Origin of the sequence: Cyclonatronum proteinivorum (assembly GCF_003353065.1) — a bacterium.
GTDB classification, from domain to species: domain Bacteria; phylum Bacteroidota; class Rhodothermia; order Balneolales; family Cyclonatronaceae; genus Cyclonatronum; species Cyclonatronum proteinivorum.
In genome coordinates this window covers 3,177,124-3,200,507 of record NZ_CP027806.1, presented here as the reverse complement: position 1 = coordinate 3,200,507, position 23,384 = coordinate 3,177,124, and the positions used below count along the sequence as shown (strand labels likewise).

Here is a 23,384-nt window from a genome sequence, read left to right as displayed (position 1 = left end):
GGTGTATCCTTTTTAGTCACCTTTCAGCCTGCTGCTTGCTATGCCGGCTGTGCACGTACAGCGGGCTGTTCATCACTAACAAAGCGCTGGGCTACGCTGTCCTGCGGCTCAGGCGCCGGTATCTGTACTTCCGGTATGCTGCGAGCACCTTATTAAGCAGCGCGTCATAGGTCAGCTTACTGAGGTACCAGCTAAACGTACGGGCACCAAATTTTTCCAGAATGACCTGCTCATACTGCGCCCGGCGCATGGCTTCCCAGGCTTCGGGGGTTGCAGGCAGGCGGTCAAAATCAGAATAGCTTTCCACCTCATCCGCAACGGTTTCAGTAAAACGCATGCCCTCCGGCTGATCTTCGTAGCCGGTCAGTTTGGTCTGCACCAGCCTGCCCTCCGCAAGATGCAGCTCCAACAGGACAGATTTTCGGTTTTCAGCATTTTGGCGCAGCACACGCTTGCCGTCAAGGGAGGTCACATCACCAAAAACCGCATTGCCCAGGCTGAAGGCACACAGGCTGTCGTGTTGGCGCAGAACACCCTGCAGCACGTGCGGATGGTGGCCATGAATCACAAAAGGGCGTTCGGCTTCCGCCATAAGCGTCTTTGCAAGCTGCAGGTGTTCAAAGTTGGGATAATTGGTGTGCTCTTTCCCCCAGTGTACCGACAGTATGCTTAAGGCGCCTTCAGCCGCATCAGCTTTTAAGCGGTTTTCCAGATTGGCCCGGCTCAGTACATCCATCTTTCCCGGTCTGCTACCTGCATCGGGACCGTATCCGAGACCGTGCGTTGTGAAACAGCAAAACCCGCTTGCGGAAATACGACTGCCGCTGACCGGATCTGTGAAAAGGAAACGCTCCCCGCCCAGTCCGTACCAGCCAATGCCTGCGGACTCCAGGGCAGCAATGGTTTGCTGACAGCCTTTTTTGCCGAAGTCAAACATATGATTGTTTGCCAGACTCACCGCTGTGACCCCCAGCTGCTTGAGCAGGGATACATTCTGTACCGGACTTTTGAGGTGAATCGACTTCGGCATGCGCGTAGTTCGCAGGTCTGTGAGCGGACTTTCCAGGTTGGCGAGCACGCAGTCAAAGCCTGAAAGATAGCCCGCAAGCGGTTGCAGGCGCACTGCCGCGTCATCATGCGTTGTCAGATCATAGACACCGGTGAAGGCCAGATCCCCGAGCAGCGCAATCTTCACGCCTGATCTCCGGCCTGAATCAGGTTCTTCAGCGCCTCTACAGGCGCATTTAACGGTTCATCGTGCCAGTTATGTTCACGATCCCAGTAGCCGCCCGCGCCAAGCAGGGCCTGCCAGGAAAAACCGTAGCTCATCTCGATGATTTTCCCCTGTCCGGTTTGCTTATCAACCACAAAGTCAAATCCCATCGACTGAAAGCGCAGCTGCTGTGCAACTTCAAAAGCGGTTTCGCGAATCTGATCGGTCATCAGGCTTTGGTCATAGTAGAAATCAGCACCACCGGAAGCCCTGAAATCACCTTTGCGGATGTGACGGGCAAAAAAAGAAAGCTTGTCACCTACGACCGCCACTTTCAGATCATAGCCATCATTGGGGATAAACTCCTGAAAGAGCACATAGCCCCGCTCTTTGGGCAGCATACGTGCCCGCTGCCAGGTTCCAATAAAGTCGGGTATGCGCTTAAAGCGTTTCACAACGGTTTCCCAGTTTCGCGAGGATTTAACGTTGGAGGCGGTTTTGAACAGCACCCCGGGCACATTCCGAAACCCCCGGGAAAACATGCGGTTGATGTAAGATTTCGCCTGTCCGGCTGAGCGGATCATCTTAACATTATTGGAACCGGAGCCGGTTTTGAGCTTGGCAACCACCGGCCAGTTGGCTTCCTGCGAAGCCCACAGCAGCGCGTCCTCCCGGGTATAAAACACCCACGATTCAGGTACCGGCGCATGCGCCGCCTGCAGCCAGTAGTATTCGGCAATTTTATCATCAAAATGCCAGCCCGTACTAAAATCGGGAAAAACACGCACGCCGGCTTCGGATGCCGCATGTAAGATGCTGCGTGCAAACTGCATATCCTGCAGGGAGTAGTTGCTAAAAGACCACAAAAAGACATCGAAACCGCGGATTTTCTCCAAAAACCCGTTGGCGTAGGCATCCACAATTTCATAAGTAAGCTTATTTTCCTCACAATACCTGATCCACTCATACATCCATTGCGTGGAGTGATCATAAACTTTTTTATTCTGATGTATTGCAATTTTCATAGAAATAACACTTGGGTGCATTTTTATTGATTATACTTCATTCAACGGTCCAAATTTCATGTAAGAAATAAGCTGTTATGGTCATACTAATCAGCTGCTTTACCGTGCAGGGTTTCCCGGGATATTTTTTCTCATAACAAGGTTTACTAAAGCCGTAGCTTAGATTTGAAAGCTTTCAGACTGCACCGCATGCTGAAGTTTCTGAGGCTGCAGGTAAACATATCAACAAATACGCATCACGAACGACTGCCCGAAGCTGTAAACAAGTGCCGTAACCCTGACACAGCTTCGCTATCGTGAGTCCCGTAACCGGGCTTCACATGGTTTAAAAGGCAGTAAGAAATCAGCTTTCTGATTATGTCCGACTATGCTTTGCTGACAGCAAAAAGACGCACCCTTTCCACAGGTATCAGGTGAGATTCCGTCATCACGGGGAGCTGTCGCGCCGCCTGGAAAAGATGGAAGGGTACTTTTTGTATCATCCGAATGCCATTCCGGAGCAGCAGACGTATGCCTATTTCAATTTTGCTTATGTATGCCTCAATCCCCTCATCCTGATTCTGTTCATCCCCCGCATCACATAAGATGCATGCTGATATCCGTCTGATTATTGTCATAAATCGTAGTAAAATTTTCGATTATGGCGCATGTGCAGGGGCTTAGCAATCATAAAATCCGGAGAATCACGAAAGCTGAAGAATTTTTTTGGGTGATAAATTGGTAAGTCGGTAATTTAATGAGCAATATTCTTACTCACAAACATATATTAAGAATCAGGTAGCCGCACCATTGTGCCCCAAACGGCTATAATGCGTTTTTAACCCGCATGATTTATCAGCAGCTTTTTACCCGCATTATTCACAACTAAACAAGATTTTTTAGTTAAGTGTTAGTTTAAATTTGTCTTAGCGAAAAACATCGTTAGCCCAAAACTGAGTATGGTTTAGTAACTGCGCACCGAGCGAAGCGATTCCCGCGCAGCGAAATTTCCCCGCTGGCGGCGTTGAAGCTTAAAACTCATGCTCAGGGTACTTAGGTACCTTTCCGCTGAGTTTTAAGCTTCGCCTTGACAGCATGAAAATTTCTTGGTGAATAATGCGGGTTAGGCTGTTGTGAACCATGCGGATTTGCAAAAACGGCTATCGTCAGAGATTGACAATTCCGTTGGCCGCATAGCGGTTGGAAAAGCCACCGCCCCCGGGAAGTTGTGCATGATGACGGGCCATATAGCCCGTTAAGCGCAGGGTGAGCGGGATACGTCCGGGCAGCACGGATTTCCAGTTCAGCAGCGTAAACCGAAGAATCTGCGCAAGGATACCTATGCTTTCCGGCTCGTCTATGCGCTGACGCGATGCCGCGTCCGCTGCAGCGCCGCCCTGAACTTTTTCCAGCTGAACCCGCAAAAGGTTGGGCTGAGAAGCACGGGTCTTGTAATTTTTGCGCGTATGCGTGCACAGCAGCCATACATCATCCCCAACACGCACCGCTTCAGCCGGATTCAGACCGGATATCAGGGGTTTGTCCCCCGGCTCACCGGGCTGTTCACGCCAGATGAGATGCTCTCCGTAGGTTGCATCACTGATACCAGCAATATAAATGAGCACCTCCTTACCGGTCTGCCGGCAAAACGCATCAAGCAGCTTCCGGATTTGCGCGGCCTCATGCCGGTTCAGGGGCTTGTAGTAGTGCACCACAATCGCACGGGTACTGCTTTTGAGCAGCTCTTCCCGCATACGCTGCAGCGCATGCGCCACAACCTGAACCAGGTCTTCGGGATGGTCTGCCCGCTCTGCCCCAATCCGCAGGATGTTTTCCGCTTCTGACATGCACAGGACGCCGGCCGTCCAGCCTTGCCCAGCGCCTTTAGCCCGGTACATGTTCAGCCCCATCACCAGCTGATCTTTTTCACGTTCCGCGGCAAGCCACGGGATGCCGTGCAGTTTAAACCACAGTTTAATACCGAGGTTGCAGCTGTAGTAAGGCATACTCCCGTTAACGGAGGCCGAGCGGATAACCTGTGACGGCAGCTGCTGTCCGGTCATAAACTGCTTAAACTGATGGTAAATCACGCGCCGGACCGGATCTTCTTCGTGCGGACCCCAGGGAGAAACATACCACACCAGATCAGGCTTTATCCCCCTGCGATACAGCGCCTGAAGCCCCTCTTTGAGCTGCGGAACCAATGCTTTATCCATTTGGAAAGCAAGGGTACCCTCGCAGCGAAAAGACTGCTTCATGAAGGTGCTCAGCTGATTTTCAATAAAAAAGCGGAGCTTTTTACATGCCCCTTCATCATGTACCGCATGTACAATAAGATAGTGCAGCACCGGCTTCCGTATGCCCAAATACGGGCCCTTCTGCTGAAGCACCGCATTTAAATCAGCATGTGTTGTGATAGCACCGCGCCCTGTTTCAAGCGCATGCACCGTATCATTTAAATGGATCAGATCAGAGGTCTGTACCCGTGCAAAAGCACTTTTATTACGCTGATCCAGATAAGGGAAAGCCTGCCTGAAGGCCGGACTGCGGAGATACTTTTTCACAAACCCCTTTACAAGCACCAATGCGTGCTTTCTCCCGTAGGTCCTCTGCCGGGCAGGAGCGGTCAGGCGAAGACCGGGCAAACCGGTGAGCGCAGGGCTGACTACCGGAAAAAGCTCAGATGCGTCTGCCGGGAGCCACTTTTCTGCACTTTTCAGCTTAAGAAGCTGCTGCCGAAAGACGACCTCCCGTATCTTATGTTTGTGTTTGGTCATGCTGCTGAGCGGTTGCTGCAGCAGCCGCATCTCCCTGAGATAGCCGACCCGCAACCGGTACTTTCCATCAGGCTGCGACCGAACAATGCGCAAACTAAACCCGAAGAAGCGGACAGGCTGAGTAAAGTCTTCAGGCCTGCTTTTTTGCGGAACCCACACCTCAAGCGCCCCAAAATCAGAACGACGGGTCAGCATTTGCAGCTCGCGCGCATATTTTTCCAAATGAAACAGGTAATAGCGCTGCAAGATACCCGGCTGACTGCTGAAATCTACCGCCAGGGTTTCGGCACTGCTGCCATCCGTTTCCTCAAAGGCAGTGTACCATGTAAGCTGCTTACGGTCACCCGTGAGCTGCGGCCCAAGCGCGACCCGACGGTTTAGCGCGTCCTGCTCACTGTACACCCTAAATGAAACGTTCTTTAGCTCAGGCATTTTCAGGCTGAGCAGGTTGATGTACATGACCGGCCGCTGCCTTTTTTGTGACTGCGCGGTGGATTTCTGTACATTTGTAACATTACTTATTGACTCGCATTCAAGGTCAAATTTCATGTATTATCTTTTGTTGCGTTATCGGTTTGGTGAAATGCAGCAAAGGTTACCCTTTGCTGACTAAAGCTAAGATGTGCAGCACTACAATAAAAATCCCGTATCATAAGCCCTGCCCGCCGAATAAGCAGCGGGCGTGTATCCTAAAGCTAACCCGCATTATTCACAATTAAACAGGATTTATTTGCTAAATATATGTTTAAATTTGGTTTAGCTAAATACACCGGTAGCCCAAATTTGAGTGTGGTGCAAAGACTGCGTACCGAGCGAAGCGATTCCCGCGCAGCGAAATTTCCCCGCTGGCTGCGTTCGTGTAAGGGTTATCCGGGATGGGCAAAGCGATGAGGGATAAATGCATGCGAATGGGATGAGTCCGGGGTCATTCAAATCAAAAAAAGGAACGATTCACTGTCTCAGCAGCAACAGGTTCTGCTCAAGCCTGCGAAGGTCACATTGCCTGACGTAAATCGTTTCCCGGCTGCGGGCAATAACGGGAATCTTCATTTTCCTGAAATAATCTTGTTTTTGGGAAGGCTTTGCTGTTGGTGTAAAAAACGGCGCAACGATTTCGGAGAGCAGCACATATTCATGCGTACACCCCGAAAAAGTACAAACGGCATTTTTATCTTTGAAAAGTATGTCTTTTCTGAAAGGTCTGCCGGTCAGTTGCTGATACAGTTCGGGCACCGGCTTCATCCAATCCGGTTTACCCTCCCTGAAGCGCAGGGTAAGGTAGTTTTGCAGGGCAAAAAGCAGGGTAAAGAGGTGCTGCTGCAGGCAATGAAACACAAAGCATGCAAGTTCAAACCGATCGGTTTCCCCATGCACTGCAGACGGAACGCCGCAAGGGAGTTGAGACAAATTGCGGAGCTCAGTCGAAGCGCGTATGGTGTAGTCAGTAACAAACCCATACAACAGTTTCAGCTGAACTGTGTTTGCTGCCTCAGGCTTTGACCCGTCCCAGGCATACGCTTTGAATTGCCGCCAAAGCATCGCTGTCTCTTCCGCAATAAACTGATGGTAGGCGATACCTGCTCCCTGCGGCAGCTTCTGCAGGATCACCTCATATACACTGCTAAAAGCGTCGTCCGAATGCACATCTTCGTAACCCTGAATGGCATCTGCAACAAACCCGGGAAATGCTGCTGCAACTGAACGGTTACGATCAGTATAATCACGCAGCAGGCTGCCCCCGTCATCATACATAAGACCGAAAGCTGTACAACTTTCCGCTGCATTACGTAACAAGCTGTCAGGAACAGCTTCAGGATGCAGGGTGCTGAAAAGAAATCCTACATAACTTTGTCTCAAAAAGTGCGCGCGCCTCCTGACTGATGATGAATAAGGTGCACAGTCCAACTTAGCCTGTACAGTTTGCTGTTTGGAATGATGCTTAAAGATATGACTTTCACATCTGAAGATACCAACAGAATCTCATAAAACCGTAATTATTTTCCCACAAATTATACACATCGACGAACTATATGCTGTCTGCAGCTATATATATCCATACTGGTCAATTATTACTTTTCTAATAATGAAGCATTCTCTTCACGCAAATAGACAAGTTATACACAGATTGTCCCCACAGCTTTGTGGCATGCATACAAAGGACGTCCATCAGGGTGTTTAGTCAGTTGCCTGTTTTCCAAACTTAAAAAGCCGGAATTTCCATACAAAATGATGTTTTTTCAGCCCGATTTAAGCCCGTGATTGCTCCAAGAATGCTCCGTGATTGCTCCGGGAATGCTCCACAAATTTAAACCGCAGGGGTTCACGACACACTGCTATCAGAACTGGTAAAGGGAAAATGCACAAAAAAGCCATCCTGTCCTGAGTGCTACAACGGAATTCCAAAAGGCGGAGGACCGCTTTCATCTGACTCATCCTACCCTTTTACAGAAGGGTGTATGTCCCCATTCCATTACTCACAGAACCGAAAGACTGAACAGGAAATTATGGAGACATCCGGCAAAGTAACCGCGCAGTGAACAGATACACGGGCCCTGTGCATGATGATTCAGACGCGGATCGGCCGGCTGTCGTTTGTCCAGGCGGGTTCAAGCCGCATTATTCACTAAGCTGTATTTAAACTCATTTAGCCAATAATTCCTTTTGAGTGTTAATCATGCAGACGGAAACAGCAAAAGAACCATCAAAAGCCAGTGAAGACCCAAGGTACAGCAACGGAGCGTCTTGGCACAAAATGAGTGCAGGAGCTTGCGCCCGGTTTGTTATCCGCCTCATGCGGGCAAAAAAACGTCCCGGAAGTTTCGTGAACGATGACCTGCGACGCCGTCCATAAAGCCAGAGCTGCGAAAATTTCTCCGACAACCCTCAAAAAAATGACGTACCACTCTCTGCATAACCCCACCTACTAACAATACCTTTTAGGGGTAAAATCTGAAAAAAGGACGCTCTGACAAAAATTCTTCCGGAAAACCCGGCAAAACCCGGCAGTTTGGCTCTTAGTGCCCTTCAGGGGCTTTTCAAGAGGGCAGGACGACCGTAATTTGGAAGCGTTGAAAGGCCGCAAAGTGCGGTCTGCCATGAACCAAAACCTTATTAAACATGGCAACATATAAACGCGGCATCTTAGGCCGCTTCACTGGCAAGGTCGGTACCGTTGTTGGTACGACCTGGAGAGGAATCAGCGTTATGCGCGCTGTGCCCTCGGAAGTACGTAATCCGCGCACGCCCAAACAACAGGCGCAGCGCGAGCGCTTTCAGTTAATTGCTAAACTGATACGACAAGCCCGTCCGTTTATTCAGGCTGGGTTTGAAATCCGGAGCTCGGACCGTTTCACGGCTGCCAACGCCATGATGTCGTACAACATCCGCTTTGGTATCACCGGAGACTTTCCGGCTCAGGTGCTCCATTGGCCGAACATACGGTTTGCAATGGGGAGCCTGCAAGGGCCGGCACACAGCGGAAGCAGTGTCACCCTTGACACGGAAAACGGACAGGCGGTCTTCAGCTGGATAGACAACAGTGGTCAGAACAATGCCCTTGCGGGTGATCTGGCGATGGTGCTGTTGTACCATACAGCTACAGATCAGGCCTTGTTTGACGTTTCAGCCGCAACACGTGAAAGCGGCACGGCCATGCTACAGCTACCGGAAGCCTTCACAGAAGATCCTTCCGGCGTTCACGCATGGCTCGCCTTTCGCCGGAGTGATGACGCAGATGAGCGCATCAGTTCTGACTCGCTTTACCTCGGCAAGCTCGCTGTCAGCGGCAGCCCTGCCAATGGTGAGGATGAGAGCAACAGCGATGGCGATGGCGATGCCGATGGAAATGGCGCGCCATCATCCGGAAACGGTAACGATCAGGATGATGGGTCCGGATCTTAATCCTATACCGGTGATGGCAGCACCAGCGATTTGCGCAGCTTAGGTCTCAACACCTGAGCCTTTAACATTCACCTAAACAACAGCCCGGTCTGCTGCAGCAAGCCGGGCTGTTCTTGTTTAAGCAGTTGAATGCATAATACCAAAGAAAACGAAATCAATCCAATCCAATCCAATCCAGCAGCACACCCACGGCTTTAGCACAGTGGAGCAGAAGGTTCTGTTTGGACGGAGGACGGAGGACAGAGGACAGAGGGGAAACAGCAATATAGCTACAGTGAAGAACGCGAAAAATCCCTCTCTCGAGAGGGGTGCCCGGGTGAGCGCAGCGAACGGGCGGGGTGTGACGGGCATGAACCCCCGGCACGCCCCGAAAGGCCATGGCTCGCGGTGTCGGGAAGGTACGCGGAGAACGGAATGTGATGAGACGGCAGACGGCAAACCGCAGACCGCGGGTTTGAACGGAAAACGTAAATCAATGATAAACAGCAATATAGCTACAGCGAAGAACGCGCAAAATTCCCCTCTCGAGAGGGGTGCCCCGGTGAGCGCAGCGAACGGGCGGGGTGTGACGGGCACGCCCCCCGGCACGTCCCGAAAGGCCATGGCTCGCGGTGTCGGGAAGGTACACGGAGAATGGGACGGCAGACCGCAGACCGCAGACGGATGGACAGCAGTATTAGGACTGCGAAGAACGCGCAAAACTCCCCTCTCGAGAGGGGTGCCCGGGTGAGCGCAGCGAACGGGCGGGGTGTGACGGGCACGAACCCCCGGCACGCCCCGAAAGGCCATGGCTCACGGTGTCGGGAAGGTACGCGGAGAACGGGACCGCAAACGGCAGACCGCGGGGGAAGACAAAATCTACCCATACAGCCTTTCCCCGCCTCCTTGTGTTTTGAACAGTTTTTTTAGGATTACAGGATAAACAGGATTTTGTGAAATCAACCTCCAAGCCGCCCCTGACCCTGTCTATTCACCCAATCCCCCGACACGGTCATCCCGAACACGTCCCATGTGGCACGATGACATCGAAGCCGCAGAAAACGGTCGCACCCCAATGCCTGAAAGAGCGGCATGTGAGGGATCTCCTTCACTGGAGTACGCCCCAATGGCGATGGCCTTCGGTTTTATCCTGCGCTTTTATGAATTACCAGACAGGTCTGCCGAAGGGGATCTCTCACATGATACTTTGACCGACTGCCGATATAGCTCGTATTGTCTCGTCTTTCATTGCTGCGTTGCCATTTTCCACTGTTCGAGATGACGCCGTGGGGTAGATTTTGAGATTCTAAGCTAAAATACCAGATCCTTCGACTCCGGCTCCGCTGCGCTTCACCTCCGCTCAGGATGACAGTTGCACTTCCTAAAATCCCGGCGCGGCCAGCCGCGCCGTTTGTACCCCTGCGCCCCTGTCATCCTGAGCGGAGCGCAGCGGAGTCGAAGGATCTCGTGGGATTAAAGACCGCAGACCGCGGGTTTGATCGGAGAATGTAAAACGAAGGGAGACAACAATATAGCGACGGCGAAGAAAGCGCAAAATTCCCCTCTTGAGAGGGGTGCCCGGGTGAGCGCAGCGAACGGGCGGGGTGTGACGGGCACGAACCCCCGGCACGCCCCGAAAGGCCATGGCTCGCGGTGTTGGGAAGGTACGCAAAGAATGGGATGGCAGACCGCAGACGCCGAGGCAGATGTTCACCTCCCAAACCCAATCACCAGTTCCTTCGCCTCCGCTATCACTGCCCCTCCGCCTCCGCTCAACCAATACATGATGACCCGTTTTTGTTTTTTGGAATAGAATCACAGCCGCAAACCACCTCATCCCAAATCCCCAAAAAATCGCTTCCAGTCTGATTTTACATTTGATATCATTCCTGTTTTGTGCTTCAAATCAGGTTTTGACGAAAAAATCACCCTGTGAAGACCATTGACCCGTAAAAAGATTTGTGAGTAAGATTTTTACTCACTAATTTGGAATTGATAAAAAGGCCTTAGCTCACTTAACCGCTACAGGCTTATTACATCTCTTCAAATACTAAATTCGGCATGCAGTCCAACGGAATTTATCGCTTCATCAGGCATTCAGTTTTGCCGTTGCATTCCCCTGTTTACCTGTTTCGCTTTCAATGATGACAAAATCAGACTACAGGTCCGGACGAGCCGTCATGCAGCAACATAAATTTGGTTCCGCTTTTGAGGCCTGCCCGAATGGCAGCTTCTCTTTGCATGGGCATACAATGCTGCCCAATACCACCCCAAGCCCCCCAAATCCCCGGGTGGCGTCCGTCTTTTTTCCGGGGAATAAGCCCTTTTCATCATCCTGATCAGAGCGTATTTCTGATTTTTTTAATGCCGTTTCCTGCACATGAAGCCCGGTTTTGGGACTCACGATAGCGAAGCTGCGTCAGGAAGTAGTCATAAATTTTTTTTGGGGGACATGCTTAGTCCCTCGTGCTCCATACTCACCTATTCATTCGTAATGACTTTCGACAACCTTAAAATCGCCATCATCGGCCTCGGATATGTGGGGCTTCCCCTTGCGGTTGAATTCGCAAGAAAATACCCGACTGTTGGGTTTGATATTAACACCAAGCGCGTTGAAGAACTCAACAGCGGCACCGACCGGACCCTTGAGGTGGAAGATGACATCCTTCAGTCCGTCCTGAAAGGGGGCGCAGCTTCCGGCGAAGGAAACTTCCTGCACAATACGACGCAGTCCGAAGACCTGAAGGACTGCAATGTCTTCATCGTGACCGTGCCTACGCCAACGGACAAGCACAATCGCCCCGTACTGACGCCCCTCATCAAGGCTTCCGAGACCTGCGGTGCCGTGCTGAAGAAGGGGGATGTGGTGATTTATGAATCAACCGTGTATCCCGGCGTGACCGAGGATGAGTGCGTGCCGGTGCTTGAGCAGGTGTCCGGACTCACATTTAACGAAGACTTTTTCGTGGGCTACAGCCCCGAGCGGATTAATCCGGGAGATAAGGAGCACACGGTAACTAAAATTCTGAAGGTGACCTCCGGTTCAACCCCCGAAGCCGGTGCCTTTGTTGATGCCCTGTACCGGGAAGTTATTACCGCCGGTACGCATCTTGCGCCGACCATCAAAGTTGCGGAAGCGGCCAAGGTGATCGAAAATGCGCAGCGGGATATCAACATCGCCTTTGTGAACGAGCTCGCCAAGATTTTCAATCTGCTTGATATCGATACTTATGCCGTGCTTGAGGCCGCGGGGACCAAGTGGAACTTCCTGCCGTTTCGTCCCGGCCTCGTAGGCGGACACTGCATTGGCGTTGACCCCTACTACCTTGCGCAGAAAGCGCAGGAAGTCGGCTATCATCCGGAAATCATCCTTGCCGGTCGCCGCATGAACGACAGCATGGGCAAGTACGTGGCAACCGAGGTCATCAAGTGCATGATGCGCAAGGACATCAAAGTCCTCGAAAGCAAGGTGCTGCTGCTCGGTATCACCTTCAAGGAAAACTGCCCCGACATCCGCAATACACGCGCCATCGACATCTATCATGAGCTCAAAACCTATGACATGGAAGTCGACGTGTACGACCCCTGGGCCGACCCGGAAGAGGTGCAGCACGAATACGGCATCGACATCCTGCACACGCAGGAACCCGACCTCAGTCAGTACGCGGCCGTCATCCTCGCCGTAAGTCACGACAAATTCCGCAGCCTGAACGTAACCAAATCAGACAACAAGGTTGTGTACGACGTCAAAGGCTTCCTACCGGATGAAGCAGTTGATAAGCGGCTTTGAGCACGCCCCTTACACATCGAGACCCTTCGACTCCGCTGCGCTCCGCTCAGGATGACAGGTTCGCCGCGGGTTCAAAAGGCGTGGCTGGCCGCGGCGGGTTTTGCCGAAGTGCCGCTGCCATCCTGAGCGAAGCCTGAACGAAGTGAAGGCGTAGTCGAAGGATCTGGTGATGAAGGCATCGAAACCCTTGACATACTGACATACTGCAAAACTGACATACTGATTTTCCCCTCACCCCTGGCCCCTCTCCCGAAAAAGTTTTTTTACCTTACTACGGCATTTTTTCGGGAGAGGGGGACGCTAAAATGAAGTTTCGGTCCAATCTGACTTAACTTCGCGTCCTTCGCGCCTTCTTCGCGACCTTCGCGTTTAAACTCCCAGGCGGTTAATAAATTCATAAGCTGATTCCAACACCTGATTTTTAACGCAAAGGGCGCGAAGGATAACGCGAAGAACGCAAAGGGTGTTTTGCTGAAATTTAGCGCGTACCCCTTGATACACTGACATACTGCAGCACTGACATACTGACTTGCCTTGGCCCTGCAATTCTCAAAACATGCTATAGAACGATTAAGTGCAAGAGGTATTCAGAAGGAATTAGTACTCGAAGTTCTTCAAACTCCCGATACGATAATTGAGGAGTCAAATTGTGTACGTATTTTTCAGAAGTTAGACGTCCAAAAAGGTAATTCGTATTTGATTCGAGTATTCGTTAATGTGTGTAAGGAGCCAAAATTGATTATCACAGCATACAGGACTTCAAAAGTTAATAAGTATGATCATTAAATTTGACAAAGAGGCCGATGCTATTTATTTGCGCTTCTCAGATGCTGAAATATCGGAAAGTGATGAAGATAAGCCTGGTATCGTAATTGATTATGATAAAGATGGAAATTTAGTAGGCATTGAAGTACTTCATGCCTCACAAAAAATCGGTAAGCCCGGAAGCGTAGTATATGAGCTTGAATGAGCTGGTGATCAAGGCATCGATACCCTTGACACACTGACATACTACAGCACTGACATACTGTTTTTTACGTCGCGACCTTCGCGCCTTCTTCGTGTCCTTCGCTTTTAAACTCCTAAGCTGATTCCAACTTCCGAATTTTAACAGAAAGAACTCGAAGAACGCAAAGGGCATGTGGATGGATATTTGCGCTTTACCTTTAACACACTGTGCAAAGCCGATAAATTTGCACACAAACAGCACATAATAACACCTGCTTAGGCCGCAATCAAAATTAAGTCCCATCCACTACAATATGCGTAAGCTAAAAGTCAACATAGCCCGTAACCATAAGGACGCAAGGGATTATGACATTCAGCAGCTTACGGACATGACACCTTACGAGCGGCAGAAAATTGCACGAGCGCTTAAGATGAAGGTTTATGGAGCAAATTGCCCGGATGTGCGGGAAACAGGGCATGTTGTGGTGCAGAGGCCTTCCTTAAAAGAAGTCTGATTTAATTACTATTTATTGCTTTCGCTATTGCTTTTGAGGTCAGGATATGCGGAACACGTTATCGAAGCATGATTAAGTCCCTGCAGTTTTCTGATGATACTTGTGAGCTGCTGCTGCTCTTTCAGAAGCATAAGGCTGAATACGTGATAGCAGGCGGTGAAGCTGTGATTTACTACGGATACCCGAGGCTAACCGGTGACATTGACTTGTTTTTCAGGAACAGCAAGGAAAATGTGCAGAAGATATTTGATGCCCTTCAGGAGTTTTGGGGAGGTAAAATACCCGGCATTCCGGCACCGGATATCCTTGCTGAGCCGGGATGCGTAATTCAGTTCGGCTACCCGCCAAACCGGATAGACCTGCTTAACAGCCTAAGCGGTATTACTTATGAAGAGGCGGCTGATGGCAGTGCCTTTGAACAAATACAGTACGGTTCGGAAACCATCATGCTAAATATCATTTCCATCAAAGCTCTCATCAAAAACAAGAAAGCAGCAGGTCGGAATAAAGATCTTGATGATATTGAATACCTCACCCGAAAATGAAATAACAGGCGATGGGGAAGCTGTAGTTGAAGGGTCTGGTGATTAGCCTCCGGTACCCCTTCTTACACACCGCCATACTGATTTTCCCCTCACCCCTCACCCCTGGCCCCTCTCCCGAAGAAGTTTTTCTGCCTTACTAAGGCAATTTTTTCGGGAGAGGGGGACGCAAAATAAGGTTTTGGTGCAATTTAATTTAACGTCGCGCCCTTCGCGCCTTCTTCGTGCCCTTCGCGTTTAAACTCCTAAGCTGATTCCACCTCCCGAATTTTAACACAAAGGACGCGAAGGATCACGCGAAGAACGCAAAGGGTATGTTCGTGAATATTACAGCTATACCCTTGACTTGACACACTGACATAGTGCAGCACTAACATACTGATTTTCTAAACCTACTTAATCGTAACGTATTTAAGCGTACAATTACAGAATAATTACATGGCAACTGTCATTAAAAAAGGTTCTTCCGCTAAGACTATTAAAAAAAAGTATTTGGAGCACATACAGGGTTCTTCAAGAAGAGATATTCGATCGTTTTGTGGTGTGATTACGCTTAAAAAACATCCGGTTGCGTTACAAAAAGAGTGGCGGGATGAGTGGAAATAGCTTATTGCTTGATACCAATGTCATTCTATATTTCCTGAACGGGGACGAAACGCTTATTCCGTTATTTGAAGGACGTAACCTAATCATTTCAATAATTACCGAAATTGAGCTTCTTGGATACTCAGAACTAAGTGATGAAGAACTGAATAAAACGGAAGAGTTTTTGGAAATTTGTACCATCATTAATCTTGATACAACTATTAAAAAAGAAGCTATTTCACTCAGAAGAAATGAAAAACTAAAATTACCTGATGCAATTATATTGGCTACCGCAAATAGTTTGAAAATACCTCTGATTACAGCAGATACAGATTTTAAAAAAGTGAAGAAAGCAAACATTATTTTTTATGAAGAACAATAATCTCTCTGCGTAAGTCCGTTTCATACGCGACTAAAACTTCCAAGCTTGGAAAAAATTCACAAGCTGATTGCAACTCCCGAATTTGAATGCAAAGGATGCGAAGGATTACGCGAAGAGCGCAAAGGGTATGTAACTACATATTAAAGCTACACCCTTGACACACTGACATACTGCAGCACTGACATACTGAAAAATACACCGCCTACATGACAAGCAAAGAAAAGCTCTTAAAAGAAGCCTTGGTTTTACCTCTTCATGAAAAGTCAGCATTGATTGAAGACCTTATCCGAAGCCTTGATTCACCCGATCCGGTTATTGATACGCTCTGGAAAAACGTTGCAGAAAATCGTATTGATGCTTATGATGATGGGAAATTATTGTCTGTTTCGGTTCAGGAAGCTATAGCCAAATATAAAAAGTAACCCTTCGTGGAGTTACGATTACTAAAACCTGCTGAACTTGAGCTTGATGAGGGAATTTCCTGGTATGAATTGCAGGTGACTGGTTTAGGGGATGAATTTTTGAATGAAATTCTGATAACCTTTAAAAGAATCAAGTCAAACCCCAAAGCATGGCCTGTATTTACAGTACGAACGAGAAGATGCCTGGTTCACAAATTTCCTTACGGTGTTGTATATCAAATCAGAAAGGATGAAATTTTGGTAGTTGCTATCTATCATCTTCATCGAAAGCCCTTTTATTGGAAGGACAGAATCTGATTTCAAATACAGTATTTTAATGAGAATAACACAGAGTGAAAGCTGCCCATAAAACCTTCGTGCTTTCTTCGAGCCTTTCGCGTTTAAACTCCTTAGCTGATTCTATCTCCCGAATTTTAACGCAAAGGACGCGAAGGATAACGCGAAGAACGCAAAGGGAATAAGCTGTGTATGAAGCGCATACCCTTGGCACACTGACATACTGTAGCACTGACATACTGATTAGATCCTTCGACTCCGCTGCGCTCCGCTCAGGATGACAGGTTCGCCGCGGGTTCAAACGGCGCGGCTGGCCGCGCCGGGTTTTGCGGAAGTGCCCTTGTCATCCTGAGCGAAGCCGAAGCGTAGCGAAGGCGTAGTCGAAGGATCTGGTGATGAGGGTATGGAGCCCATTACCACGAGATCCTTCGACTCCGCTGCGCTGCGCTCAGGATGACAGGTTCGCCGCGGGTTCAAACGGCGCGGCTTGCCGCGCCGGGTGTTGTACAAGTGCCGTTGTCATCCTGAGCGTAGCCGAAACGAAGTAAAGACGTAGCCGAAGGATCTGATGATGAGGGCTCGGTGCCCTTTACAACGAGATCCTTCGACTCCGCTGCGCTGCGCTCAGGATGACAGGGTCGCCGCGGGTTCAAACGGCGCGGCTTGCCGCGCCGGGTGTTGTACAAGTGCCGTTGTCATCCTGAGCGTAGCCGAAACGAAGTAAAGACGTAGCCGAAGGATCTGGTGATGAGGGCTCGGTGCCCTTTACAACGAGATCCTTCGATTCCGCTGCGCTGCGCTCAGGATGACAGGTTCGCCGCGGGTTCAAACGGCGCGGCCTGCCGCGCCGGGTGTTGCACAAGTGCCGTTGTCATCCTGAGCGTAGCCGAAACGAAGTGAAGGCGTAGTCGAAGGATCTGATGATGAGGGCTGGGTGCCCTTTACAACGAGATCCTTCGACTCCGCTGCGCTGCGCTCAGGATGACAGGGTCGCCGCTGTTCAAACGGCGCGGCTTGCCGCGCCGGGCTTTGCAGAAATGTCTTTGTCATCCTGAGCGAAGCCGAAACGAAGTGAAGGCGTAGCCGAAGGATCTGGTGATGAGGGCTGGGTGCCCTTATACAACGAGATCCTTCGACTCCGCTGCGCTGCGCTCAGGATGACAGGGTCGCCGCTGTTCAAACGGCGCGGCCTGCCGCGCCGGGTTTCACAGAAATGCCGTTGTCATCCTGAGCGAAGCCTGAACGAAGTGAAGGTGTAGTCGAAGGATCTGGTGATGAGGGTATGGAGCCCATTACCACGAGATCCTTCGACTCCGCTGCGCTGCGCACAGGATGACAGGGTCGCCGCTGTTCAAACGGCGCGGCTTGCCGCGCCGGGTGTTGTACAAGTGCCATTGTAATCCTGAGCGAAGCCGAAACGAAGTGAAGGCGTAGCCGAAGGATCTGGTGATGAGGGTATGGAGCCCATTACAACGAGATCCTTCGACTCCGCTGCGCTGCGCTCAGGATGACAGGGTCGCCTCAAGGTAAAACAGCGCGGCCAGCCGCGCCGGGTTTCGCAGAAGGTGCCGTTGTCATCCTGAGCGAAGCCGAAGGATCTGATGATGAAGCCCCGGTGCCCCTTGACACACTGACATACTGCAACACTGACATACTGAAAAATGACCAAATCTCAAAGAAAAACCATCATCACCGATTTTTTGCTGCGGCAGGATGATGTCTTGTTTGTTGTTTTCTTTGGGTCCTTTGCGCAGGAAGGCTACGAGCGGTACCGTGATATTGATGTTGCCGTTTTCATGACCGAAATCCCTGAGCTCCTGCGGCAGGGATATTTTATATCGGAACTCGAACATCTGTGCGGGTGCAGGGTTGATGTTGTCATCCTGAACGATCTCTATAAAACCAACCCGCTGCTCTCCCAGGAAATCGTGGGGCGCCATATCATGATTCCTAATATGCGTATCCGTCCTGTAGATGAAGTGACCGAATGTTTTGCCGGGTACTGCGTCCGCTCGCTTCGTGCTTTTGAGGATACCCGTTACCTCAGAAGGCTGATGAGTGAGGCATTTACCAAACGCCTCAAGAACCATCAGTTTGCACAGTTTGATCTGGTCAATCAGGATTAAGCAATGCTTGAAGCACGCTTACAACAGCTTGAAACCAATATCGCGCAGCTCAAAGCGATGAAAGCTGCGGTACTTTCATCAGATAGCTTTCAAAAAGACCTTCAGCAGCAGTGGGCGTTGCGGTATGGACTGTTTGAATCGGTTCAGATTGTCATAGATATCTCGTGTCACCTTGTTTCTAAACACAACTTAGGCACCCAAAACAGCTATCGGGACTGTATTGATGCCCTCGAAAAGTTCAGGTACATCACGCCTGATCTTGCCGATGACATACGCGGCATGATAGGGCTTCGCAATATTCTGATCCATGAATACGTGCGCATAGACATCAACCGCCTCGCAGCATTCCTATCCGACTTATCCCCCTTTGAACGCTTTGTTCAGGTAATGAAGGATTATGTAAGCAATGCATGAGACAGCATGTACTGTTGTAATTGGGTTTATGCAGCCCATTACCACGAGATCCTTCGACTCCGCTGCGCTGCGCTCAGGATGACAGGGTCGCGGCTGTTCAAACGGCGCGGCTTGCCGCGCCGGGTGTTGTACAAGTGCCGTTGTCATCCTGAGCGTAGCCGAAGGATCTCGTGATGAAGTCCCAGAGCCCTTGACATACTGCCTCACTGTATTAACCTCAAACCTCAAACCTCAGCCTTTTTTGAAATCAATCCTCCGCGATATCGTCCATAAATACTTCTCCAACTTTGCCTTCTTCTACCGGCATCTGCGGTACCGGGTATTTGTAGTACTTGCCCTTAGTATTATGGTAGGCGTGATGGACGGCCTTGGACTTGCGATGTTCTTGCCGCTGCTAGAAATGGTGGCCGGGGATACTGAAGTTACGGGTGAACAGATGGGGAATTTGGCGTTTCTGGTGAACGGCCTTCAGGCCCTGGGGCTTAGTCTGAATCTTTCTGTTGTTTTAATGGTGATGTTGATTTTCTTTACTCTGAAAGGAGCGTTTAAGTTTTTGGAGCAGTACAAAAGCGTAGTTTATAAGCAGTTCTTTATCCGTAATATCCGGGAAAGTAATATCAAATTACTCTCAAACTATGATTACTATAATTTTGTGAATGCAGATGCAGGTCGTATTCAAAACACAATGAGTGGGGAAGTTCAAAAGGTAACACAGGCTTTTAAAGAGTATATGAAACTCATGCAGCACAGTGTCCTGATAATAGTCTATACTGTATTGGCATTTATGGCGAACCCTCAGTTTGCACTGCTTGTTGCCATAGGTGGTATACTGACGAATTTTGCCTTTAACAATTTGTATAAAAAAACCAAAGGGTTATCCAGAGTTCTCACAAAAAGCAATCATGGATTTCAAGGGTTGCTTATTCAGCAGGTGGCACAGTTTAAATATCTAAAGGCTACAGGTTTAATCAGGAGCTACGCTAATAAACTTATTGAAAAAACCTATGAAATTGAAGATTCACAACGAAAAATAGGTGTTCTCGGCGCGATAATGAGTGGCATCAGAGAGCCATTGCTAATAGGTGTTGTTCTTGTTGTAATTTTAGTACAAATTAATTTCCTTGGTGGAACATTAGGATTAATTATCTTGAGCATACTGTTTTTCTATCGTGCTCTAACAGCTGTAATGCAAGTACAGACACATTGGAATAAATTCTTAAGTAATATTGGCTCTCTTGAAAATATCGAAGCATTCATCGAGGAATTAAAGAAAGGAAAAGAAAGAACTGGGAAACTAACTTTACAGCAGTTTTCTAAATCTATAAGACTTGAACAAGTCTCTTTTTATTATGGTGACATACCAATCCTACTAGATATTAATCTTGAATTGCACAAAAATCGATCTATTGCGTTTGTCGGTGAAAGCGGCTCAGGGAAGACAACATTGATGAACATAATTTCCGGTCTTCTTAAGCCTACTTCTGGTAGTGTGACTATAGATGGAGTCGATGCAAAACAATTAAATATAGCCACTTTCCAAAAGCGCATTGGCTATATCACGCAGGATCCTGTTATATTTAATGATACGATCTACAATAATGTTACCTTTTGGGCACCTAAGACTGCAGAAAATATTCTCCGCTTTGAAGACTCATTGCGTAAGGCAAGTATCCGTAATTTTGTGATGGAAGAACAGCCTGATAAAGAAGAAACACAGCTGGGAAACAATGGTATCAACCTAAGCGGCGGGCAAAAACAACGGATTTCCATTGCCCGAGAGCTGTTTAAAGATGTAGATTTCCTTTTCCTTGATGAAGCGACCTCCGCCCTTGATTCCGAAACTGAAAAAGAGATTCAGGATAATATCGATCAGCTAAAAGGTCAATATACTATCATCATGATTGCGCATCGTTTGTCAACAATTAAAAATGCAGATCGCGTGGTTGTTTTGAATAAAGGACGTATTGAACGTATTGGCACATATAAAGAATTGATAGGCGAATCAGAATCTTTTAAGCGAATGGTTGAATTGCAGGAAGTTTAGCTTTTAGCTTGATGTAGATACTTAGAAATAAAATAGATTTTATGGCAAAAGTAATGTTTCAACTAAATATAGTTATCTATTTATGAATATAACTAAAAGGTTACACCTTGCTTATTTCTATTTCCATAAAAAGATAAATCATTGGCGATTATTTAGTTTGCTACCAATGCAACTACAGCTTGATATTCTTCCAGCTAATTTAGGTAGTAATTATTTATACGACCAAACTATTTGGATAAAAACAAGTTCTATAAAGTATGGTGGTCGGCCATATGTTGGTAAAAGAAAAATTATTCAGTGTGGCGATTGGGATATAGAAGAAAAAATTAAGATTAATGAGTTTATCCGTAAAAACGAAAATACCTCTTCTATAGTTGAAATCATTCTAGATGGTAAACATTATTCTAATACTAAACAGTATAAGACAATGCTTAATGCATTAAATGAGGGTATTAAACATAGTGTATTAAGAGGGTGTAGTTCTGTTGAAGAAATAAATAATTACTTTGAAAATATGATAGCCACTTACTATACAATACAGAAAAATGGTTTTAAAGCGCAGTCTGAATTAATAGATGGAAATGAAGAAGATGAAATGGCAATTTATATTGATAGGTATGGAGAGTTTAATAAATTCGTAGGTCCTGGCCATCATCGTTTGGCTTTTGCTATACTATTGAATATTGAATATATACCTTGCAAAATAGTGAGTATACACTGTAACTATTTTTGGAATAACTACGATTCAAAACTGAACTTGTCTGACAATATCACATCAATAATTAATGCGTATTCAGAGCTAGATAATTATTAAAAAGTTAAATACATTATTCATTAATAAAATATGAAACTTTTAGATTGCACCCTCCGCGACGGTGGCTATTATACCAACTGGGACTTTAGCAAAGAAACCGTCAAAACCTATTTCGAAGCTTTTAACCATCTTCCGGTTGAGTACCTGGAAGTTGGCTACCGCTCCAATCCCATGAAAGGCTATCTTGGGGAGTATTTCTACTGTCCGGTACCTGTACTGCAGCAAATTAAATCCCTCAGCAATAAAAAGCTGGTCATCATCCTGAATGAGAAGGATGTCAGGGCTGAAGATGCGGAACCGCTGCTTAAGCCGATTGCCGGACTTGTGGATATGGTTCGGATTGCCATTGATCCTAAAAGCCTTGAGCGCGCCGTTGGGCTTGCCAAAGAAGTAAAAAAACTTGGCTTTGAAGTAGGATTCAACGTCATGTACATGTCAACCTGGGCCTCGCAGAAAGCGTTTTTGGACAAACTTCCCCTTGCTGCCGGAGCCGCCGATATCTTTTATATGGTTGATTCCTTTGGCGGGGTGTATCCGCAGGATGTTCGGGACACGATCGCACTGGTAAGAAGCAAGGTTGATATCCCACTTGGCTTTCACGGGCACAATAACATGGAGCTTGGTCTTATCAATACGCTTGTAGCCATTGAGGAAGGCTGTGCCATGGTTGATGCGACGATTACGGGCATGGGCCGGGGCGCAGGCAATTTGAAAACCGAGCTTTTGCTCACCGTACTGAATGCACAGGGCAAACTTGATTTCGACTTTAATGCTTTGAGCCGGGTTGTAGATGTGTTTACCGATCTGCAAAAGCACTATGAATGGGGAACCAACCTGCCTTATATGGTTTCAGGCGCCAACTCCCTGCCGCAAAAAAATGTGATGGAATGGGTGAGCAAGCGATATTACTCGTTCAACAGTATTATCAGAGCGCTTGATAATGAGTCCAAAGGGGTGGACGATAACGAACGGCTGCCGGTTATGGAATTCAGCGCTGTAAAAAAATACAGTGCGGCTCTGATTGTAGGTGGCGGGCCAAGTGCTGTTGAACACACCGAAGCTATCGATGCATTTCTGATGAAGCATCCGGATATGGTGGTGATTCATGCAAGTTCCCGCAACGCTATGTGTTTTACTGATATTCCAAACGATCAGTATTTCTGCCTTGTAGGGAATGAAGGCTACCGGCTTGAATCTGTATTTGGCGATGCTTCCAAAGCAAAAGGTCAGTGCATTTTACCACCCTTTCCCCGCAAAATGGGAACTTATATTCCAAGCAAACTCAAAGACCGTGCTTTTGAGCTTAAGGAAGTGACCTTTACGGATAAACTCAAGGACACGCATACAAGCCTTGCGATTGAAACAGCGCGTGCTTTTGGCATCACAAGGGTGTATCTTGTTGGTTATGACGGTTATTCCAATACGGCTATGGGAACAAAAGAGCAGGAGCTATATGCTGAAAACGAGTTCCTGTTTGGAAAAGCGAAATCAAGCGGTCTTGAGTTGATTAGCCTTACGGCAACTACCTATACGCACCTTGTGCCGGATTCCGTTTTTGCCCGGATTTCCTGATCTTTGCTAAATCTTTTCACCGGCTTGCACTGATGATACAATACATCACTGCGCTGAGCATTCATCCCTAATCTTGTTACA

The 23,384-nt window shown here is 48.2% G+C and carries 24 protein-coding genes; 16 read left to right on the top strand and 8 right to left on the bottom strand.

Annotated elements, in window-relative coordinates; genetic code table 11:
• Positions 1 to 91: 91 nt before the first annotated feature.
• Complete coding sequence (locus tag CYPRO_RS12195) at positions 92 to 1,195, bottom strand: CapA family protein (protein ID WP_114984875.1); 1,104 nt, start codon at positions 1,193 to 1,195, stop codon at positions 92 to 94.
• Complete coding sequence (locus CYPRO_RS12190) at positions 1,192 to 2,238, bottom strand: ATP-grasp domain-containing protein (protein ID WP_114984874.1); 1,047 nt, start codon at positions 2,236 to 2,238, stop codon at positions 1,192 to 1,194. Before CYPRO_RS12190 ends, CYPRO_RS12195 begins: the two co-directional genes overlap by 4 nt.
• A 413-nt stretch (positions 2,239 to 2,651) precedes the next feature.
• Between CYPRO_RS12190 and CYPRO_RS16590 the strand changes: the two genes are divergently transcribed.
• A complete protein-coding gene (locus tag CYPRO_RS16590; protein WP_164682757.1) occupies positions 2,652 to 2,822 on the top strand; it encodes a hypothetical protein in 171 nt (56 codons plus the stop codon).
• A 561-nt stretch (positions 2,823 to 3,383) separates the two neighbouring features.
• Here the strand turns inward: CYPRO_RS16590 and CYPRO_RS16585 are convergent.
• Positions 3,384 to 5,543 (bottom strand): argonaute/piwi family protein, encoded by a 2,160-nt coding sequence (locus CYPRO_RS16585; RefSeq protein WP_164682755.1) that lies wholly within the window; start codon positions 5,541 to 5,543, stop codon positions 3,384 to 3,386.
• 402 nt (positions 5,544 to 5,945) lie between these two features.
• Positions 5,946 to 6,851, bottom strand: coding sequence for a hypothetical protein (locus tag CYPRO_RS12180; protein ID WP_114984873.1), 906 nt, complete (start codon positions 6,849 to 6,851; stop codon positions 5,946 to 5,948).
• 1,260 nt (positions 6,852 to 8,111) lie between these two features.
• Between CYPRO_RS12180 and CYPRO_RS12175 the strand changes: the two genes are divergently transcribed.
• Both CYPRO_RS12175 and CYPRO_RS12160 read left to right on the top strand, forming a co-directional pair.
• Positions 8,112 to 8,894 (top strand): DUF6266 family protein, encoded by a 783-nt coding sequence (locus CYPRO_RS12175; RefSeq protein ID WP_114984872.1) that lies wholly within the window; start codon positions 8,112 to 8,114, stop codon positions 8,892 to 8,894.
• A 2,473-nt stretch (positions 8,895 to 11,367) separates the two neighbouring features.
• The gene (locus CYPRO_RS12160) at positions 11,368 to 12,663 is read left to right on the top strand and encodes a nucleotide sugar dehydrogenase (RefSeq protein WP_114984869.1); all 1,296 of its coding nucleotides are present in this window, start codon (positions 11,368 to 11,370) and stop codon (positions 12,661 to 12,663) included.
• Positions 12,664 to 12,926: 263 nt separating this feature from the next.
• On the opposite strand, the gene CYPRO_RS16865 is transcribed toward CYPRO_RS12160, so the two are convergent.
• The gene (locus CYPRO_RS16865) at positions 12,927 to 13,061 is read right to left on the bottom strand and encodes a hypothetical protein (RefSeq protein WP_270049185.1); all 135 of its coding nucleotides are present in this window, start codon (positions 13,059 to 13,061) and stop codon (positions 12,927 to 12,929) included.
• A 136-nt stretch (positions 13,062 to 13,197) separates the two neighbouring features.
• Between CYPRO_RS16865 and CYPRO_RS17025 the strand changes: the two genes are divergently transcribed.
• The 8 genes from CYPRO_RS17025 (at position 13,198) to CYPRO_RS12125 (ending at position 16,354) form a co-directional block, all read left to right on the top strand.
• The gene (locus CYPRO_RS17025) at positions 13,198 to 13,449 is read left to right on the top strand and encodes a DUF4258 domain-containing protein (RefSeq protein ID WP_114984868.1); all 252 of its coding nucleotides are present in this window, start codon (positions 13,198 to 13,200) and stop codon (positions 13,447 to 13,449) included.
• Positions 13,439 to 13,633 carry a DUF2283 domain-containing protein gene (locus CYPRO_RS12150; RefSeq protein WP_114984867.1) on the top strand — a complete coding sequence of 65 codons (195 nt, stop codon included), beginning with the start codon at positions 13,439 to 13,441 and terminating at the stop codon, positions 13,631 to 13,633. Before CYPRO_RS17025 ends, CYPRO_RS12150 begins: the two co-directional genes overlap by 11 nt.
• 292 nt (positions 13,634 to 13,925) lie before the next feature.
• Entirely contained in the window at positions 13,926 to 14,126 is a 201-nt protein-coding gene (locus CYPRO_RS12145; RefSeq protein WP_114984866.1) for a hypothetical protein, read from the top strand.
• A gap of 68 nt (positions 14,127 to 14,194) precedes the next feature.
• On the top strand, positions 14,195 to 14,671 hold the full coding sequence (locus CYPRO_RS12140) for a hypothetical protein (RefSeq protein WP_114984865.1): 477 nt from the start codon (positions 14,195 to 14,197) through the stop codon (positions 14,669 to 14,671).
• A 435-nt stretch (positions 14,672 to 15,106) separates the two neighbouring features.
• The gene (locus tag CYPRO_RS16580; protein WP_164682753.1) at positions 15,107 to 15,274 is read left to right on the top strand and encodes a hypothetical protein; all 168 of its coding nucleotides are present in this window, start codon (positions 15,107 to 15,109) and stop codon (positions 15,272 to 15,274) included.
• Positions 15,261 to 15,635 carry a type II toxin-antitoxin system VapC family toxin gene (locus tag CYPRO_RS12135; RefSeq protein WP_114984864.1) on the top strand — a complete coding sequence of 125 codons (375 nt, stop codon included), beginning with the start codon at positions 15,261 to 15,263 and terminating at the stop codon, positions 15,633 to 15,635. Before CYPRO_RS16580 ends, CYPRO_RS12135 begins: the two co-directional genes overlap by 14 nt.
• 206 nt (positions 15,636 to 15,841) lie before the next feature.
• Complete coding sequence (locus CYPRO_RS12130; RefSeq protein ID WP_114984863.1) at positions 15,842 to 16,057, top strand: addiction module protein; 216 nt, start codon at positions 15,842 to 15,844, stop codon at positions 16,055 to 16,057.
• A 6-nt stretch (positions 16,058 to 16,063) separates the two neighbouring features.
• Positions 16,064 to 16,354: a type II toxin-antitoxin system RelE/ParE family toxin gene (locus tag CYPRO_RS12125; RefSeq protein ID WP_114984862.1), complete on the top strand. Its 291-nt coding sequence runs from the start codon at positions 16,064 to 16,066 to the stop codon at positions 16,352 to 16,354.
• 452 nt (positions 16,355 to 16,806) lie between these two features.
• Here CYPRO_RS12125 and CYPRO_RS16455 read toward each other — a convergent pair whose 3' ends face one another.
• From CYPRO_RS16455 to CYPRO_RS16445, 3 genes are all read right to left on the bottom strand, one after another.
• Positions 16,807 to 17,019 carry a hypothetical protein gene (locus tag CYPRO_RS16455; protein WP_124245610.1) on the bottom strand — a complete coding sequence of 71 codons (213 nt, stop codon included), beginning with the start codon at positions 17,017 to 17,019 and terminating at the stop codon, positions 16,807 to 16,809.
• Between the two features lie 139 nt (positions 17,020 to 17,158).
• Positions 17,159 to 17,383 carry a hypothetical protein gene (locus tag CYPRO_RS16450; protein ID WP_124245609.1) on the bottom strand — a complete coding sequence of 75 codons (225 nt, stop codon included), beginning with the start codon at positions 17,381 to 17,383 and terminating at the stop codon, positions 17,159 to 17,161.
• Positions 17,384 to 17,509: 126 nt separating this feature from the next.
• The gene (locus tag CYPRO_RS16445) at positions 17,510 to 17,728 is read right to left on the bottom strand and encodes a hypothetical protein (RefSeq protein ID WP_124245608.1); all 219 of its coding nucleotides are present in this window, start codon (positions 17,726 to 17,728) and stop codon (positions 17,510 to 17,512) included.
• 266 nt (positions 17,729 to 17,994) lie between these two features.
• On the opposite strand from CYPRO_RS16445, the gene CYPRO_RS12120 reads away from it, so the two are divergent.
• From CYPRO_RS12120 to CYPRO_RS12100, 5 genes are all read left to right on the top strand, one after another.
• A complete protein-coding gene (locus CYPRO_RS12120; RefSeq protein WP_114984861.1) occupies positions 17,995 to 18,459 on the top strand; it encodes a nucleotidyltransferase domain-containing protein in 465 nt (154 codons plus the stop codon).
• 3 nt (positions 18,460 to 18,462) lie between these two features.
• Positions 18,463 to 18,873, top strand: coding sequence for a type VII toxin-antitoxin system HepT family RNase toxin (gene hepT, locus CYPRO_RS12115; protein ID WP_114984860.1), 411 nt, complete (start codon positions 18,463 to 18,465; stop codon positions 18,871 to 18,873).
• Positions 18,874 to 19,114: 241 nt separating this feature from the next.
• Positions 19,115 to 20,917: an ABC transporter ATP-binding protein gene (locus tag CYPRO_RS12110; protein ID WP_164682750.1), complete on the top strand. Its 1,803-nt coding sequence runs from the start codon at positions 19,115 to 19,117 to the stop codon at positions 20,915 to 20,917.
• A gap of 82 nt (positions 20,918 to 20,999) precedes the next feature.
• Positions 21,000 to 21,731, top strand: a complete 732-nt coding sequence (locus CYPRO_RS12105; protein WP_114984859.1) for a ParB N-terminal domain-containing protein — start codon at positions 21,000 to 21,002, stop codon at positions 21,729 to 21,731.
• Between the two features lie 30 nt (positions 21,732 to 21,761).
• Positions 21,762 to 23,303, top strand: coding sequence for an aldolase catalytic domain-containing protein (locus CYPRO_RS12100; RefSeq protein WP_114984858.1), 1,542 nt, complete (start codon positions 21,762 to 21,764; stop codon positions 23,301 to 23,303).
• The last annotated feature ends 81 nt before the right edge of the window (positions 23,304 to 23,384 follow it).

Excerpts from the sequence above, each read along its gene's own strand:
- CYPRO_RS12150 (WP_114984867.1), top strand. The coding sequence starts at position 13,439 with ATGATCATTAAATTTGACAAAGAGGCCGATGCTATTTATTTGCGCTTC.
- CYPRO_RS12140 (WP_114984865.1), top strand. The coding sequence starts at position 14,195 with ATGATTAAGTCCCTGCAGTTTTCTGATGATACTTGTGAGCTGCTGCTG.
- CYPRO_RS12105 (WP_114984859.1), top strand. The coding sequence starts at position 21,000 with ATGAATATAACTAAAAGGTTACACCTTGCTTATTTCTATTTCCATAAA.
- CYPRO_RS12175 (WP_114984872.1), top strand. The coding sequence starts at position 8,112 with ATGGCAACATATAAACGCGGCATCTTAGGCCGCTTCACTGGCAAGGTC.
- CYPRO_RS12100 (WP_114984858.1), top strand. The coding sequence starts at position 21,762 with ATGAAACTTTTAGATTGCACCCTCCGCGACGGTGGCTATTATACCAAC.
- CYPRO_RS16585 (WP_164682755.1), bottom strand. The coding sequence starts at position 5,543 with ATGAAATTTGACCTTGAATGCGAGTCAATAAGTAATGTTACAAATGTA.
- CYPRO_RS16580 (WP_164682753.1), top strand. The coding sequence starts at position 15,107 with ATGGCAACTGTCATTAAAAAAGGTTCTTCCGCTAAGACTATTAAAAAA.
- CYPRO_RS12145 (WP_114984866.1), top strand. The coding sequence starts at position 13,926 with ATGCGTAAGCTAAAAGTCAACATAGCCCGTAACCATAAGGACGCAAGG.
- CYPRO_RS12190 (WP_114984874.1), bottom strand. The coding sequence starts at position 2,238 with ATGAAAATTGCAATACATCAGAATAAAAAAGTTTATGATCACTCCACG.
- CYPRO_RS12160 (WP_114984869.1), top strand. The coding sequence starts at position 11,368 with ATGACTTTCGACAACCTTAAAATCGCCATCATCGGCCTCGGATATGTG.
- CYPRO_RS16445 (WP_124245608.1), bottom strand. The coding sequence starts at position 17,728 with ATGGCACTTGTACAACACCCGGCGCGGCAAGCCGCGCCGTTTGAACAG.
- CYPRO_RS16865 (WP_270049185.1), bottom strand. The coding sequence starts at position 13,061 with ATGAATTTATTAACCGCCTGGGAGTTTAAACGCGAAGGTCGCGAAGAA.
- CYPRO_RS12135 (WP_114984864.1), top strand. The coding sequence starts at position 15,261 with ATGAGTGGAAATAGCTTATTGCTTGATACCAATGTCATTCTATATTTC.
- CYPRO_RS12120 (WP_114984861.1), top strand. The coding sequence starts at position 17,995 with ATGACCAAATCTCAAAGAAAAACCATCATCACCGATTTTTTGCTGCGG.
- CYPRO_RS12130 (WP_114984863.1), top strand. The coding sequence starts at position 15,842 with ATGACAAGCAAAGAAAAGCTCTTAAAAGAAGCCTTGGTTTTACCTCTT.
- hepT (WP_114984860.1), top strand. The coding sequence starts at position 18,463 with ATGCTTGAAGCACGCTTACAACAGCTTGAAACCAATATCGCGCAGCTC.
- CYPRO_RS16450 (WP_124245609.1), bottom strand. The coding sequence starts at position 17,383 with ATGACAAAGACATTTCTGCAAAGCCCGGCGCGGCAAGCCGCGCCGTTT.